This window comes from Falsibacillus albus, from assembly GCF_003668575.1.
In the GTDB taxonomy this organism is placed as follows: Bacteria; Bacillota; Bacilli; order Bacillales; family DSM-25281; genus Falsibacillus; species Falsibacillus albus.
Map to the genome: position 1 here is coordinate 209,995 of NZ_RCVZ01000004.1, position 15,026 is coordinate 225,020.

13 protein-coding genes, 1 pseudogene and 2 other annotated features are annotated in these 15,026 nt (G+C 37.8%); of the genes and pseudogenes, 7 read left to right on the forward strand and 7 right to left on the reverse strand.

What is annotated here, in order from left to right; translation table 11 throughout:
* Window positions 1–34: 34 nt before the first annotated feature.
* Window positions 35–1,543 carry a cardiolipin synthase gene (gene cls, locus D9X91_RS08180; protein WP_121680107.1) on the reverse strand — a complete coding sequence of 503 codons (1,509 nt, stop codon included), beginning with the start codon at window positions 1,541–1,543 and terminating at the stop codon, window positions 35–37.
* Between the two features lie 124 nt (window positions 1,544–1,667).
* On the opposite strand from cls, the pseudogene D9X91_RS22845 reads away from it, so the two are divergent.
* Window positions 1,668–1,796, forward strand: a pseudogene (locus tag D9X91_RS22845) (VanW family protein); the annotation flags it as partial.
* 48 nt (window positions 1,797–1,844) lie between these two features.
* On the opposite strand, the gene lepB reads toward D9X91_RS22845, so the two are convergent.
* Window positions 1,845–2,432 carry a signal peptidase I gene (gene lepB, locus D9X91_RS08190; RefSeq protein ID WP_121680108.1) on the reverse strand — a complete coding sequence of 196 codons (588 nt, stop codon included), beginning with the start codon at window positions 2,430–2,432 and terminating at the stop codon, window positions 1,845–1,847.
* Between the two features lie 302 nt (window positions 2,433–2,734).
* Between lepB and D9X91_RS08195 the strand changes: the two genes are divergently transcribed.
* The 4 genes from D9X91_RS08195 to D9X91_RS08210 all read left to right on the forward strand — a co-directional run bounded on the left by D9X91_RS08195 (window position 2,735) and on the right by D9X91_RS08210 (window position 8,545).
* On the forward strand, window positions 2,735–3,784 hold the full coding sequence (locus D9X91_RS08195; protein WP_121680109.1) for an ArsR/SmtB family transcription factor: 1,050 nt from the start codon (window positions 2,735–2,737) through the stop codon (window positions 3,782–3,784).
* 279 nt (window positions 3,785–4,063) lie between these two features.
* Window positions 4,064–5,287 (forward strand): MFS transporter, encoded by a 1,224-nt coding sequence (locus D9X91_RS08200; protein WP_121680110.1) that lies wholly within the window; start codon window positions 4,064–4,066, stop codon window positions 5,285–5,287.
* Between the two features lie 112 nt (window positions 5,288–5,399).
* Window positions 5,400–6,107, forward strand: a complete 708-nt coding sequence (locus D9X91_RS08205) for a DUF421 domain-containing protein (protein ID WP_121680111.1) — start codon at window positions 5,400–5,402, stop codon at window positions 6,105–6,107.
* Window positions 6,108–6,757: 650 nt separating this feature from the next.
* Window positions 6,758–8,545: an ATP-binding protein gene (locus D9X91_RS08210; RefSeq protein WP_121680112.1), complete on the forward strand. Its 1,788-nt coding sequence runs from the start codon at window positions 6,758–6,760 to the stop codon at window positions 8,543–8,545.
* A gap of 61 nt (window positions 8,546–8,606) precedes the next feature.
* Here the strand turns inward: D9X91_RS08210 and thrS are convergent, their stop codons facing one another.
* The gene (gene thrS, locus D9X91_RS08215) at window positions 8,607–10,379 is read right to left on the reverse strand and encodes a threonine--tRNA ligase (protein WP_407644181.1); all 1,773 of its coding nucleotides are present in this window, start codon (window positions 10,377–10,379) and stop codon (window positions 8,607–8,609) included.
* A gap of 86 nt (window positions 10,380–10,465) precedes the next feature.
* Window positions 10,466–10,691, reverse strand: a binding site (T-box leader).
* Window positions 10,692–10,742: 51 nt separating this feature from the next.
* Window positions 10,743–10,970 (reverse strand) — a binding site (T-box leader).
* 263 nt (window positions 10,971–11,233) lie between these two features.
* Between thrS and D9X91_RS08220 the strand changes: the two genes are divergently transcribed.
* On the forward strand, window positions 11,234–11,506 hold the full coding sequence (locus D9X91_RS08220) for a hypothetical protein (RefSeq protein WP_121680114.1): 273 nt from the start codon (window positions 11,234–11,236) through the stop codon (window positions 11,504–11,506).
* Between the two features lie 98 nt (window positions 11,507–11,604).
* On the opposite strand, the gene D9X91_RS22720 is transcribed toward D9X91_RS08220, so the two are convergent.
* The gene (locus tag D9X91_RS22720) at window positions 11,605–11,763 is read right to left on the reverse strand and encodes a hypothetical protein (protein WP_199738091.1); all 159 of its coding nucleotides are present in this window, start codon (window positions 11,761–11,763) and stop codon (window positions 11,605–11,607) included.
* Window positions 11,764–11,873: 110 nt separating this feature from the next.
* Complete coding sequence (locus D9X91_RS08225) at window positions 11,874–12,602, reverse strand: alpha/beta fold hydrolase (RefSeq protein WP_121680115.1); 729 nt, start codon at window positions 12,600–12,602, stop codon at window positions 11,874–11,876.
* Window positions 12,603–12,789: 187 nt separating this feature from the next.
* On the opposite strand from D9X91_RS08225, the gene D9X91_RS08230 reads away from it, so the two are divergent.
* Entirely contained in the window at window positions 12,790–13,620 is an 831-nt protein-coding gene (locus tag D9X91_RS08230; RefSeq protein WP_121680116.1) for a P-loop NTPase family protein, read from the forward strand.
* A gap of 43 nt (window positions 13,621–13,663) precedes the next feature.
* Here D9X91_RS08230 and D9X91_RS08235 read toward each other — a convergent pair whose 3' ends face one another.
* Window positions 13,664–14,398, reverse strand: a complete 735-nt coding sequence (locus tag D9X91_RS08235; protein ID WP_121680117.1) for a DUF4825 domain-containing protein — start codon at window positions 14,396–14,398, stop codon at window positions 13,664–13,666.
* Window positions 14,391–14,906, reverse strand: a complete 516-nt coding sequence (locus D9X91_RS08240; RefSeq protein WP_121680118.1) for an RNA polymerase sigma factor — start codon at window positions 14,904–14,906, stop codon at window positions 14,391–14,393. Before D9X91_RS08240 ends, D9X91_RS08235 begins: the two co-directional genes overlap by 8 nt.
* Window positions 14,907–15,026: the final 120 nt, after the last annotated feature.

Here is a 15,026-nt window from a genome sequence, read left to right on the forward strand (position 1 = left end):
ATCAGACGGTAATGGTTTTGAAATGGTTACAGTTTTATAATACACCTGAAAAAAGACGGGCAAACGACTCTTTCGTACGATTGATAAGCCCCCTTTTATAATATTCAACCGGCATGATCCTTACGCTATCCTTCATGTCATCTTCGTAGTGAGAAACCAGGTCGCGGATCGAACTGGTGCCGACCATGAACACATTGACCTCGAAGTTTAAGTGAAAGCTTCTCATGTCCATGTTAGCAGTACCCAACGAAGCCAGATTCCCATCGATAATAATGATTTTCTGATGCATGAAGCCTTTTTTATATGAATAGATTTCTACGCCGCAGCGCAATAATTCGGCAAAATAAGACCTTGTGGCATATTGAGTGAGGAAACCATCATTTTGTTCAGGCACCATGATCCTCACTTCAATGCCCTTGCTTGCTGCAATCCTAAGCGCTGTCCGGATCGCTTCATTTGGGACGAAGTATGGTGTTGCAATCCAAATGGACTGCTTGGCCGATGACATCATAACATAATATAAATCACTCATGATTCCCTGCAGTGTATCCGGTCCGCTTGCCACTACCTGTACAGTACCGTCTTCGATATCGTTTTTTTCACTATTCATTGGAGGATGTTCCTCCAGGAGCCTTTGTCCACTGACATATTCCCAATCAAGCAAAAACACTGTATGAAGAGTATAGACTGCCTGGCCCTCCAAGCGCATATGAGTATCACGCCAAAAACCGAATTTCGGATCTTCGCCTATGTATTCGATCCCTACGTTCAGTCCTCCGACGAAACCGACTTTCCCATCGATGATGATGATTTTACGATGATTCCTGAAATTGAATTTTTGATTGAAGAATCCATATTTCAAGGGCAGGAATGGATGGATTTTTATCCCGGAAGCCTGCATCGACTTAATGTCTTCATTTGATAGCTGTATACTTCCGGCTGCATCAAATATGAACAGCACTTCGATACCGGCGTTTGCTTTTTCAATGAGGATTTTGATGATTTCTTTGCCTAGGCGGTCAGAACGAAATATATAATATTCCAAATGAATATATTTTTCCGCCTTAAGAAGTTGATTCTTGATGTCAGTAAATGTTTCCTCCCCATTGCGAAGGATCGTTGTTTTTGAATTTGTATTCATTTTTGTAAATGAAACTTTTTCTGCGAATTTGGCAAAGTTCAACTGATTGTCCTGGAAGGAAGACAGATCAGGAGAAGGATTTTTCCTGACGACGCTTTCCCATTCCTCCCGGTCATTTTTCCGCTTGTTGTAGAATAGATAGCCTTTTAAATAGAGCTGGCCAGAGTATAGATAAAAAAGATATCCAAGCACCGGGATGAATAATAGTACATACATCCATAAAAGCGTTGCTTGGGCAGATCGATTCTCCAGCATTAATGAAAAGATGGTGATAAAAATGATGACGCCATAAATCATGCTGAAAAATACCTTCATCCCAAAACCGTAATCACTAGAAAAAACAATATATAATGAGATGGCTAAAATCAAAACAAATAAAAACTCTATTCTCCGCCTTTTCATCGACACATTCCCCATATCTTTATATGTTTAGAATCAGTAATGACCTATACCCTCTCTTCTATACATCATAAACAAAGGAAATTAACTGGAAAGGTAAAATCAATAGGTTAATAAAAAAGTTGAATTAAGGCATAGTTTGATACATCGCAAAGTTTTGAATCACAGCGGACAAGTCCTTCGCGATGAATTTGTCACGGAAAATCATGCACTTATGATGTATGAACCGTTGTTGGAATCATCACTGGGTCCATAGAAAAAGGCGTCCCCCACTGCTGTTAGAACAGGATGGGGACGCCTTTTTTTATGATTTACTTGCACTGTTATATTTATCAAACATAAACATATGGGCTTTTGAGAATGGGAAAATTCGTACATCTACTTTGCCGACTATATTCTTCATATCCACGAATCCAAAGATGCGGCTATCCTCGCTGTATTGTCTGTTATCACCCAGGACGAAAATCTTTCCTTTCGGAACCACCGAAACGCCGGTTTTTTCTTTTAATGTGAAATCCGGAGTCAACGGACCTGTTCCGCCCAGCTGTTCTTTATATGGCTTCAAGTAAGGCTCTGGCAGCGGTTTTCCGTTGATATAAAGTGTGTCATCTTTATATTCTAACCGGTCTCCAGGAAGTCCGATCACCCTTTTTACATAATCAGAAGTTTCAGTAGCATGGAATACGATAATATCGAATCGATGCGGCTTATGCAAGTCATAATCGACTTTCCCGACAATGAGGCGATTTCCATCTTGGAGAGTGGGCATCATGGACTTCCCTTCTACAACATAATTGGAAAATAGGAACGTACGGGCCACGATGACAATTATCAAGGTGATTACCAATGTTTTAATCCAGCTGAATAATTCATTTTTTTTGTGGTTGCTCATCATTTCCTCCTAAGAACATTCAAAATTAGGTTATGCATGCTTTGCTTTTCAATGAGTATGTATTGAGGCTAATCCAGATTATTAAAAGTGGATTATAGCTCACAAGCGCAATTTGGACACCTATATATTGTGATACCATACCTGTGTGATAATAAGCAAGCAAAATCACGATATCGAGTATAAGAAACTGTCCAAATTTTACCTTAGGGGAATGACTTTCTATATTTATAAAATGTCATTATTGACCAAAATCGAATGTCGGGTGTATAGTATAGATAAATCCATTTCTTGGGAGGGATACGATGTTCGTAAAATTGGAAAACAACATAACCTATATTAGTTCTCCTGTATTTGAAATGCTAGCTTCTCTATATGTGCTGCAAAACCCGAAACATATCCTCAAAAAAAAGGAAGGGTACAGCCATCCTTCCCCGGATGTCTCTCATTGGGTAGAAGAAAAACGACAGTTGTTTTCTCAAAACCTGTATGAACTTTTGGATTTGTTTTTTCATTTCGAAACATTCATTGGCCTTTCATTAATTAGATTTGCTTATGAACGGAATGTTACTGATGAAGTGGAATCGTTTCTTCACAAATTGAAGCAAATGTCTTCTGTTTCTCTTTTTTCCTATTTTCTTCAAACAGGATATGTTTCAAAGGACCTCCCGCAAATTGAAGATAAGAATGAAGTTATAGATTACATAAACAAAGCAGCAATACCCGATATAGAAAAATGGAAATTGACTTATATGTACTTGCATGCAGATGAAACGAAGAAGCGCCTCCTTCAATTATTGGAAACTTATTATGAACAATTCTATAAAAATGAAACAGGTTTTCTTATGAATTATCACAAACAAAGCTATGAGGATTTAATGAAAGCTGATGCATTGAATTCCAGACAATCAGTTGGCAAGACGTTTCCCTATATTTCAAACGATACTCTCGATGATCCAACTATTGAAATCATCATTGCACCTTCATTTTTTTACGCCGATGCATCGATGGCATCGGAAAGTAAAGATTCGCTCATTTTCCTTTATGGAATCCAGCACCCGGTAAAGGATAGATCGAATTCTTACACAGAAAAAGATTTAATGAATGCATTGAAAATCATAGGAGATGATAAGCGAATCCGAATGATGAAGCTTTTAAGCCAATCTCCTTATTACGGGTATGAGCTGGCACAAAAAATGGAATTATCCAATTCAACGATCTCCCACCATTTATCCGCCCTTAGCACGATCGGGGTCGTAACATCCAGACGTGAAGAAAATAAGGTTTACTTTCAGTTAAATAAAACAAAAGTAAAAGATATGCTAGCTGCGGTCTCTAGTTTTTTAACAGATTAATCTGCAAGGCTCTTTTCTTAAAAGTTAGTACTATTGTGCATCGTTGATTTCAATGGAAAAATGTTCGCTTTCCGAGGGGCTGACGGTGAGCCCTCCGAAGTTTCGCATCTCCCGCTCGAATCAACAGCATGAATGAATCAGATATTTGAAACCTGAAAAAAATCTTTTAGAAAATATTCATTTAAAATAAAGCCCCGTGAAATTCGGGCTTTATTTTATGAATCTATATTTAATTTCTATCAAAACTCTAATTTGATTTAAGTTGAAAGAGAGGTACTCATGAATTCAATTTGGAGAAACAAAAACTTTCTATTACTGTGGGCTGGGAATAGCGTTTCTGTATTGGGTAGCCGGTTTTATATGATTGCTGTGATGTGGTATATCATTCAAGAAACTGGTTCATCAATGGCACTGGGAATCAGTGTCCTTTGTTTTACCATTCCTTCCGTACTGCTTATGCCGATTGGTGGAGTGCTGGCTGATCGAAACATGAAGAAACAGCTCATGGCAGGCACCGATTTTATCAATGGAATTTTGATGATGATCATTAGCTGTCTTATCTATAGCCATTCTCTGTTATTTTTCGTCTATACGACTATTGTCATTTCTTCATCCGTATCGGCTTTTTTTTCGCCTGCGAATTCTGCAGCCATCCCTCTCATTGTTGGAAAAGAACAGCTTTCAAAGGCCAATTCCCTAACACAGGTTACGAGTCAACTTTCCAATATACTCGGACCTGCATTAGCCGGAATATTGATCTCTGCCACTGACATATGGATTCTTTTTGTCATGAATGGTATATCATTTTTGATTTCTGCTTGTTCAGAGCTATTCATTTCCATACCCAACGTTGATGAACAGCATTCAAGAAACAAGCTTCTCTCGCAATTACAAGAAGGATTGAAATTCGTATTGAATTATCGATCTTTGCTTCACTTGATCGTGGTCGGAGGGATTATCATTAATTTTTTCCTTGCTCCGCTGCAAGTATATATTACGATGATTTGCAGCAAGGTCATCCATACAGGCCCGAGAGGCATGGGGTTTGTGGATGCGTCCATTTCCATCGGTGCATTGATTGGAAGTATGATCATTTATATGCAATTTTTTAAGGATAAAATAAAAATGGTCATTTTCGGTTTAAGCATCGAGGGTTTATCCTTGTTGATAGGCGGCATATTCGTCCACCATTATGTGGCGATCATTGCATGTGCATTAATTCTCGGACTCGGCATCAGTTTGGCAAGCGTCGGAATAAGTACATTATTTCAAACACTTGTTCCAGATGAAAAAAGAGGCCGTGTCGGGAGTGTCCTCTCCACACTCTCCACATTCATCGTTCCATTCGGAACTTTGTTTGGCTCCTTCATCATTGTGCATGTGTCAATCGGAAGCATGATGATTTTGTCTGGCGTCATGGTTGCTTTGTCCGGAATATCATTGCTCGTCCCCTTCGTTTTCAAAAAACGAGTCCAACCATCTCAATTTAAAAATACATTCTGAAAGAAAAAATCTGGGCCCTTTCTTGCCTAAAATGACCATTTTTTACATGTATTTTCACATTAAAGGGCTCACATACTACAAAAAATGGTGCGGTATTAAGGTGGTATGTTCCATGCATGATATTTTTGAATCAATCATCCGAACAATTCTTTCTTATATTATGCTGCTCCTCTTCACTTACTTTATGGGAAAGCAGCTGAATTCTCATAAAAACTATTTTAATTTTGCATTTTCCATCACACTTGGGTCTTTTGTTGCTAACATGAGTTTTGAATATAATTTAAATTATCTGTCGTTGACGTTATCTTTTTTGACTTTGATCCTGATTTATTTCATCCTTCTTTTGACTTCCTTTCATAGCCGTAATTTAAGAAAGTATTTTTCAGGAAGGCCGACCGTCATCATCGAAAAAGGAAAACTATTGGATCATAACATGAAAAAGCTAAAGTATTCATTGGATAACTTAAATCAACATCTTAGAGAACAAAGTATTTTTGATATTGATCAAGTGGAGTATGCAGTACTTGAGGTAAGCGGCAATTTATCCGTCCTCAAGAAAGATATTTACCAGACAGTGGTAAAAAAGGACATGTCGATTCCTCCCAAAACCGATAAAGCCCTTCCCGTTGAAGTCATAATGGAAGGCAAAATCATTAAGGAAAATCTTAGAACTCCCTACACAAAGGAGTGGATTGAACATCAATGCAGATCAAGGAACCTTCTAATTCAAGATGTTTATTATGCTGTCATCGGAACACAAGGGCAGCTTTTCTTCGATGTGTATAATGATCGACTCAAGTCACCTTTTGATGTGGAATGACTTAGGGGAAGCTTGATGCCTGAGGTTAGTGCCCGGATCTCCCTTTTTCATAGAAAGGCATCAAAGTGTGGCTCTGGTGACCACCCACTAGCTTTGTCATGATTATCGATCATCAATCCGTACCTTTGATGCCCGACTTTCCCCATTCTTATAGTGAACCGTCATCAATACATGGGTTCTGTCCTCTACACTTTACTCATTGGCAATACTCCCCAAAAAACCGTTTTGTCACCATGTTTTCCTTCATTTTTAAAAAGCGAAATTTTGAGCCTGTCTTACATAATAGAACAAGATAATCATGCATTTTGCATTGAATCACTAGATGTAATTACCCAATTCAAATGGAAAAATGTTAAAATAGAACTAATATTATCATTAATTTATATATTTTTCTTCTGTTGATCTTTCCAAATGGCTGTTTTCGTAAAGGTTGTTGTTAAAATCATAATCCCGATTTTAACGTAAAAACAGCTATTTTGTTCGTTGAATGAAAGTTTTCTAGCCCTTTTCTCCTATATACGCTATTTTAGTAGTTGAAACTTTGCTTAAACAATCCTACTTTATTAGCAAAACGACAATGTAAGAGAAAAGAGCCTTCCAAATACATTCCTTGTACCTATGAAGTGCAATTATTAAAGGGGGTCCTTCAAATGAATTTTATATTGCTGATAACATTATCGATTATTCCTTTAATATTTTGCTTGGTTACATTTTTTGGGAAGTACACACATTTTAGAAAAAGAATCACGATCTTTCTCATGCTGCTGGCCATTTGGCAAATTGACGTCTCTATCTTATACAGCAATGAATTCTTTTCAAATAGTACTGCCTTGATAATCTTTAGATCTTTGCGCTTTGCGCCGATTTTTCAGATGGCAATTATTTATTTTTTTTCAATGAGGATCATGCAGGAGTGTTTAGAGTCTGACCAATTATCACAAAAAATGATTTCCATTTTGCATTGGTTGTTCAACCGTACCATATTTTATATCCTCCTTGCCTATTGTCTATTCGTTTATGCTGTCAATTTTACACCCTACGGGATTCAACATCTTACAGTGGTTAAAGAATTTCCGCAATTTCCATCCCACTACTATCCTGTATACGGTCCATTAAATTTTACTTTTACAATTAATATTTACCTCACATTTATTACCACCATGCTGTTTTTATTTGCTAGTTTACAAGTTAAGAATCTTCCTTTAAAGAGGTTTTTCATCAGTTTGAATGTATCCACCATTTTTATTTTTATCATTGGCGTCATGAGTGGATTTTTGTTCATTCCATTGTTTTTCTCCAGCTTAAGCTCTCTCATAAGTACATGTGTTTTATTCATAGGCTATACTTCTGTACAGTCACGCACGATTGAGCAAATAAATCGTGAGCTTCGGGACCAAAGTGCTTTTTTGGAAATATTGATGAATGTCAACCCGAACTATTTATACGTGAGGAATCAAAAAAAAGAAATAGTAGCCTTAAATAAATCGTTTGCCGATCTCCATGGAATCAATCCGATGATATTTCATAAGACAGATGAAATTTTTTTAATGGCTAAACAAAAAAAATGGATTAATCCGATGAAGAATTGTTCCCATGATATTTATGAATTTGAAGATGTGCAAGGAACAAATCATTTGATTGAATGGACATGCAAACAAATTAATTTTCAAGGAGAAAAGAACTATTCCCTTTGTTTTGGACATGATGTTACAGAAAGAATGCAGAATGAAGAAATGATCATCAAATCGGAAAATATGCGTGTGTTGGGGGAAATGGCTGCTGGCATTGCACATGAAATCAAAAATCCGTTAACATCCATCAAAGGGTTTATTCAGCTTTTGAATGAGGATCCTGAATGCAATACTGGATATTTAAAGATCATTTCTGCAGAAATAGATCGAATTAATGAAGTTGTCGGTGAATTGCTCTATATGGCTAAGCCACAGGCGAATACGAAGAGCAATTCCTTTTTCAATATCATGGATGTCATCGATCACGTTAAATTGCTGCTGGATACTACCGCAATCATGACGAACGTAGAGATTCAAACCGCCGGCGACCCTGCCCTGCATCTTAGAGGGTTTGAAGAGAAATTATTAAAGCAGGTCCTTCTGAACATTATGAAAAACTCTCTTGAGGCACTTTCTAAAGGTGGGAAAGTCAAAATCAAGATAGAAAGACTGATGGACGATCAGATCCGAATCAGGGTCATCGATAACGGCATCGGGATTTCAAGAGAAAAATTGAAGAGGCTTGGAGAGCCGTTTTATACGACAAAAGAAAAAGGTACTGGGCTTGGTTTAACAATTTGCCATAAAATCATGCGCGAAAATAATGGTTCCCTGCAATTTAAGAGCAAGTTAGGCATGGGGACCGTGGTCGATTTAATTTTTGTTTCCCAGTCAAATTCCAATAATGAACTTCAAACATCATCATGAAAGAAGGCTGCCAGAATTGCGATAATTCATTGCAACAGGCAGCCTTCTTCTATTTCAGCTTTTAGAGCTTCTTATTTTGAATTTCCGAACGGATTTCATTCATGAAATCTCCGAGCCATCTGAATGATGAAGTGTTTTCTCCATATTTTCTGACGCTTAAATATTGATAATTGACTTCTTTATCACCGATGACAATCATATAAGGTATCTTTTTCAATTGCGCATTCCTGATTTTCAGTCCCAGCTTTTCATGGCGATCGTCTAATTTTGTACGGATGCCAGCATGACTGAGCTTATCCGCTATCTCTTTCGCATATTTGCCATGAACTTTATGGGAAATTGGCATAACAACGGCCTGAACAGGAGCAAGCCAAGTTGGAAATGCCCCTGCAAAGTGCTCGAGCAGCATACCAAAGAACCTGTCGATCGATCCGAAAATGGCCCTGTGAATGACAACCGGCCGTTGTTTTTCATTATTCGCATCCATGTATACTAGATCGAATTTTTCAGGAAGTTGAAAATCCAGCTGTACTGTTGCACATTGATGACTTCGATTTAATGCATCTTTTATGTGGAAATCAATTTTGGGACCATAAAATGCCCCATCCCCTTCATTTACACGGTAGTTGCAGTTCATTTTATCCAGCACATTTTTCAATGAATGTTCAGCGGATTCCCACAAAGCATCTTCTCCCATGGACTTTTGTGGACGAGTTGAAAGCTCAATTTTATATTCGAATCCAAAAATTTGGTAAGCATAATCGATGAGTTGAATGACATGCATGATTTCTTCTTCGATTTGGTCAGGCGCTGCAAAAATGTGTGCATCGTCCTGGCAGAATGACCGGACTCTCAGGAGACCATTCAATCCACCGCTGAATTCATGGCGATGCACTTGGCCAAATTCTGAAAGTCTGATGGGCAAATCACGATAAGAATGAAGTTTGTTTCGATAAATTAGCATGTGCCCCGGGCAGTTCATGGGTTTGATGGCGAAGCTCGAATTGTCGACCTCAGCAAAATACATGTTTTCTTTATAATGATCCCAATGACCTGATTGTTCCCATAACCGGGCATTCATCATCGAAGGTGTGCGTACTTCTTCATATCCATTTTTCAATTGAAGATCTCGGAGGAATGCTTCAAGTTCCTGTCGGATGATTTGTCCGTCCGGCAAATAAAATGGCATACCCGCCGCTTCCTCTGAGAACATGAATAAATCCATTTCTTTCCCAAGTTTTCTATGGTCTCTTTTTGCAGCTTCCTCTTTCATTTGTAAGTATTCCTTTAACTCAAGATCACTAATAAAGGCAGTACCATATATTCTTTGAATCATTTGGTTTTCCTTCATAACTTCATCATACACACCTGAAACGTGGCTTAATTTGAATGCTTGAATCCATTTAATTGAAGCAAGCTCTGGTCCAGGGCATAAGTCAAAGAAGGCTCCATGTTTAAAAATCCATACTACCGCTTCTTCAGAAACACTTTCAAGCATTTTTAGTTTATAATCTTCTCCTAAACGTTCAAATAATTGAACGGCTTCACTTTTGCTTACATATTCAAGATGAATCTCAAGATCTTGGCTTACGATAAATTCCATTTCTTTTTGGATATGGATCAGTTCATCACTGGAGATGCTTTTTCCAAAATCAAAATCATAATAAAACCCATCCTCCAGCACTCCTCCTTTGCCAAGCTTCACATCTGGATAAAGTCGTTTTACTGCCCTTCCAAGTACATGGAGGGCAGTTTGTCGAATGGCTCCAATGTCCTCTTTTGCATCAAAAAGTTTTCCTAAGTGATAAATTTTATCTTCTCCATCTGGAAATATTGGCTGTACACGTTCATTTAACACAATAAACACTCCTCACAAAAGTTTAATTGGTTTAATTGTTAAAAAAGCGAACTCATCCCTGAGAAAGGGACGAGTTCGCTTGGACCCGTGGTTCCACCCAAATTTCCACAGCACTAGATTGGCTGTTGGCTTCATTGACGATAACGCTTTTCAGCGATAGTGGATATGTACATTTCCCACTATAGCTCACAGGTGGTAATCGACTTCAATCGAATTTGGAAGTTCTCAGCATTCCTTCCTTCTCTGTTAAACCGTTTGAAGCAATCTTGTCCTGATCATGGCTTATTAATATTGATTTATGTTTCAAGTATCAAAAATAAAAGCACACCCATCCCTAATAAAAGGGACGAGTGTGCAATATACCCGTGGTTCCACCCAGATTCCCATTGAACGGATACGTCCAACAGCTTCTTCGGCTTTAACGCAGCCCGCACGAAATTGGTTTCATTAAATCCCCCAACTTTGCTCCCAGGTGGTAAATGATTCGGTTCAATCGGAAGTTTCCAGCTACCCTTCCTTCTCTGTTATTGAGGGATGAATCATTCATGTCCTGTTCAATGCAATTGATATTAATAAAGAATATACACGATTCGAAAATTGGATGCAATAGTCAAATGCATATTTTCAGAAAATTTTTAAATTAAATTTGGTTGTCCGCCTTTTTTGACAATTTTTGGTTTGAACGTGGAGGCGTGTCCCCGAAAAATACATAAACTATTTAATGTACAGAGGATATCTTCTATTTCCATGCTGGGGCTGGATATCTTCTTCCCATTGAAGGCCTGGGCATCAAGGGGAACAATCCCAATAAGGAAGGAGTCTGCAACTGCATGACCGATAAAAAAGATGATATATCAATAGATTTGGACTCATTTATGAATGCTGCATCAAAACTCTTGAAGGATGATGGTTTATTGAACTCATTGCAAAACATTTCGCCGCTTGCTTCCAATCTTTTTGATGACAAAGAGATGGAATCATTAAATAAATTATTGGAAGACAACCAGATCCCCCCTGCAAGAAGCTCCGATGACATGGAGAAAATCATGAAAGAACTTAAGGAAATTAAGAAATTGCTAATGGAGATTAAACGGAAAATTTAATCCAAGTAAAAAACGCTGTTGAACAGCGTTTTTTTACATAAGAAGTTTTCAAATAGTCTTTATGGGGTGGAAATAGATAAAGTCGACAACCTGAAAAATCATTTCTTACCGGTAAAAGGATTTATTTCATAAGTTAAATCTCTCCCTGCCGCTTTTTCTTCTGCAGAGATACTTTTGCCAAGAGATGCATAATACCATATCCAAGCTGCAGCGGATAATAATCCACCACCCAAGATAATCCATGATGTAAGTTCCAAATCATCCATCTCCCTAAGTTGTATCGTTTTCTAGAATAATTATAACAAAAACTATATCAATTTCCAATATTTTCTGATTTCAGAGAAAATGATTCGTGTGTTATGCAGCTTCAAAATACATGTTTTTCCATAATGAATGTTAACAAGCATGTTCTCAAGGAATCTTCTTCGTTTTGCCAAATATAATGTCCGGCACCTTCAATAACATGATAAGTACTATATGGAATCAAATGTGCAATTTGTTCAATTGGCCAAGAGGGCCTGATATCCTTTTCGCCCATAACAAACATGGATGGGATCTGAATGTTGGAAATTTCATGCAGAAGCTTTGAATACTTAATAAATCTTCTCCATGAATCAATTAACGAACGATGAACGATTGGATTATGAGGAAAATTGAGTTCAGGCGAACTTTCACCCAATATCTGTTTATTCTTTACATAAGTCTCCTTCCAATCACGATCATTTTGGATACCGGTTCCTGCAATAGAAACCATTCCTGAAAGTGACTCCGGATAGAGCAATGCATAGGCAAGCGCTAAGTCTGCCCCCCACGAATGTCCAATGACAATCCATTTATCTATTTTGTATGTCTTGCGAATCGCTTCCATATCCCATAGACAACGATGCAATTCATAACCTTTATCCACTTTCGACGATCTCCCCACACCCCGTGGATCAAAACGTATGACCTCACATGACTCATCTATTAATCTGGATATTGGCTCTAAGTAGTCACAGCAGCCGGGGCCGCCGCTAATCAGGATGACAGGGACCCCTTTCCCTTGTTTAATGGTCCATAGTTCTGCTCCATCAATATGGATGTATTCTTCGTTCAAAAATATCCCCTTCCTCCCATCAATTCTTTAAAGGAATCTTAGCAAGCGATGCGAATATATTTACTATACCATTGGCCCTGTATAATAACTTCATTCATTTCTCAGAGCCATATTCTAGATGAGGTGATTACAATGGAGCAGCCCTCTTCATAGACTAATTGATACAATTTGGGGAGGAACTAATTATATGAAACCAAAGTTAATATTGATAGAGGGTCTGCCCGGCTCAGGAAAGACGACCACTGCAAAACTTGTCAAAGAAATTCTCATAGAAAAAGGTGTAGATTGCGAACTGTTTTTAGAAGGGAATTTAAACCATCCGGCTGACCTTGATGGAGTTGCATATTTCTCCGAATCGGAATGGGAATCACTGTGCGTTAGGTTTGGTCAATTTTCCCAAATGATGCATGAGAACGTTCTAAAAAAAGAAGGTGGATATCTTTTTCCATACAAAAAACTAAAAAACGAAGAAATTTCAACAACATTAATGGACACATGCTTCGAAAATGATATATATGAGCTTCCTTTGAATGAAAATATTAAATGGATAACTGAAAAATGGAATGAATTCAAATGTGTTGCAGACACCAAAGATAAAATCTATATATTTGAATGCTGTTTCATTCAAAACCCCGTCACGATGGGAATGGTAAAATATGATGCACCCTATGAAACCACGTTCAATTACGTTTTGCAGCTTTTAAAGGCAGTCGAAGGATTAGATCCTATTTTGATCTATGTTGAGCAGGAAAAAATCCATGACTCTTTTGTAAAAGCAATTCAAGAACGTCCGAGAGAATGGTCTGAAGGTTTTATTTCTTATTATACCGATCAAGGGTTTGGTAAAAAGAATGATTTGCACGGCTTGGAAGGAACATTGAAGATCCTTGAGGAACGAAAAAAATTGGAATTGATGATTATCGATAAGCTTCCCATGAAGAAATTTTTTATAGATAATTCTGCTTTTGATAGGGACAAACATAAGCAGCGATTGAGCCAAATCTTAGATGGAAATTAACAGAGTGTCCCCTAGGTGCCTGGCACCTAGGGGACACTCTTTATTATTGCATATTTTGAAAAAGTTTTTCTATTTTCTCTGGGTGATTGAGTTTGTGATCGAACACTTCCGATTTCCATAATTCTGGATCCTTGCCGTACTGCCTCAAATCACGTCCATAAAAATCATCAAGTTGCTTCCTGTTAAATGTGAAATGCTGTGGGACTTCCGTTGAAATATTGATATTAATCTCCTCTACATTATCAATTAAAATGAAAAAAGATGTTGCATTCATCAGTGCTTTTTCTTCTAGACCGTTTTTCCAGTAGGTTTCAAACTCCTCTTTCTTTTTTGTTGAATTTTGTTTGCTTCCATAGTTGACAGTCAGTCCAAAAGGGTGTTTCTTCGTTTGCAAAGATATTTCTGACACGAAGTCTGCCCCTGGAAGACTATAAACGATTTGACCAACCTTGCTGTTTTCACCTACATACGGTGTACGCTCCTTTGACAATTCAACTAAATTAATATGTTCCCCAGCTATTTCTATAGATTTACTGCTGCCGTTGTAATGATTTCCATTCAAGCCGGTGATTGCAAAGAAACAAACTAATAGAAAGGCAGCAGTACCTGCTATAAGCTGCCATGAAGGCAGAATCCATCTTCTTTTTTTTCTGTCCATTATGCTGTTTTCTTCAGATGAAAGGACAGCCTTCAGCATCTTCTTCTTCTTTTCTGGCTCCAATGCTGGTTTGGGCATATTTTTAATCTCTTGATCGATATCGATTCTTTCCCTACCCATTCCTTTCACCTCCCAGTTTTTTTTGCAGCGCCAGTTTTGCTCGGTGGTATGTGGATCGTACTTTACTTTCTTTCCAATCCAATGCTATGGCAGACTCTGTCACTGAAAGTTCATTAATTCCTCGCAGAATAACAACATCTCTATAAGATGATTTGAGAGATAAAATAGCATTGTATAATTCAACATTATTTTCGCGCAAATCAAAATACTGCTCAGGTCTTTGAAAGTGATTCCCTTCAAGACTGGCATTCATCTGCAATGCTTTTTGTCTCCAACTATTCCTTCTCTTTTTTCGATCCTCATCAATGGCCAGATTCATGGCTATCCGGTAAAGCCATGTCTTTGGCGATGAAAGATCTTGAAATTTATCAAGCCCTTTCATTGCGCGTACAAATACATCCTGGACATAATCATCCACATCCATGGTACCCATGCGGTAAATAAAGTAATGATAAATATCATCACTGTAGCGATTAAACCATTCCGTAATCAATTCATTTTTGGTCATTCACTTTCCTCCGATGATTTAGTTCTTATGTATTTAGACGAATGAAAAGTGCATTTGTCGCAGTAAATTTGAATTTTTTTATGAAAGAGGAAGTAAACATCCTTGGGGAATATCAGAAGA

What these genes read in the sequence shown, in the direction of transcription:
- cls (WP_121680107.1), bottom strand. Translation starts at nt 1,543, where the DNA reads ATGAAAAGGCGGAGAATAGAGTTTTTATTTGTTTTGATTTTAGCCATC.
- lepB (WP_121680108.1), bottom strand. Translation starts at nt 2,432, where the DNA reads ATGAGCAACCACAAAAAAAATGAATTATTCAGCTGGATTAAAACATTG.
- D9X91_RS08230 (WP_121680116.1), top strand. Translation starts at nt 12,790, where the DNA reads ATGAAACCAAAGTTAATATTGATAGAGGGTCTGCCCGGCTCAGGAAAG.
- D9X91_RS08195 (WP_121680109.1), top strand. Translation starts at nt 2,735, where the DNA reads ATGTTCGTAAAATTGGAAAACAACATAACCTATATTAGTTCTCCTGTA.
- D9X91_RS08235 (WP_121680117.1), bottom strand. Translation starts at nt 14,398, where the DNA reads ATGGGTAGGGAAAGAATCGATATCGATCAAGAGATTAAAAATATGCCC.
- D9X91_RS08240 (WP_121680118.1), bottom strand. Translation starts at nt 14,906, where the DNA reads ATGACCAAAAATGAATTGATTACGGAATGGTTTAATCGCTACAGTGAT.
- D9X91_RS08210 (WP_121680112.1), top strand. Translation starts at nt 6,758, where the DNA reads ATGAATTTTATATTGCTGATAACATTATCGATTATTCCTTTAATATTT.
- D9X91_RS08220 (WP_121680114.1), top strand. Translation starts at nt 11,234, where the DNA reads ATGACCGATAAAAAAGATGATATATCAATAGATTTGGACTCATTTATG.
- D9X91_RS08205 (WP_121680111.1), top strand. Translation starts at nt 5,400, where the DNA reads ATGCATGATATTTTTGAATCAATCATCCGAACAATTCTTTCTTATATT.
- D9X91_RS08200 (WP_121680110.1), top strand. Translation starts at nt 4,064, where the DNA reads ATGAATTCAATTTGGAGAAACAAAAACTTTCTATTACTGTGGGCTGGG.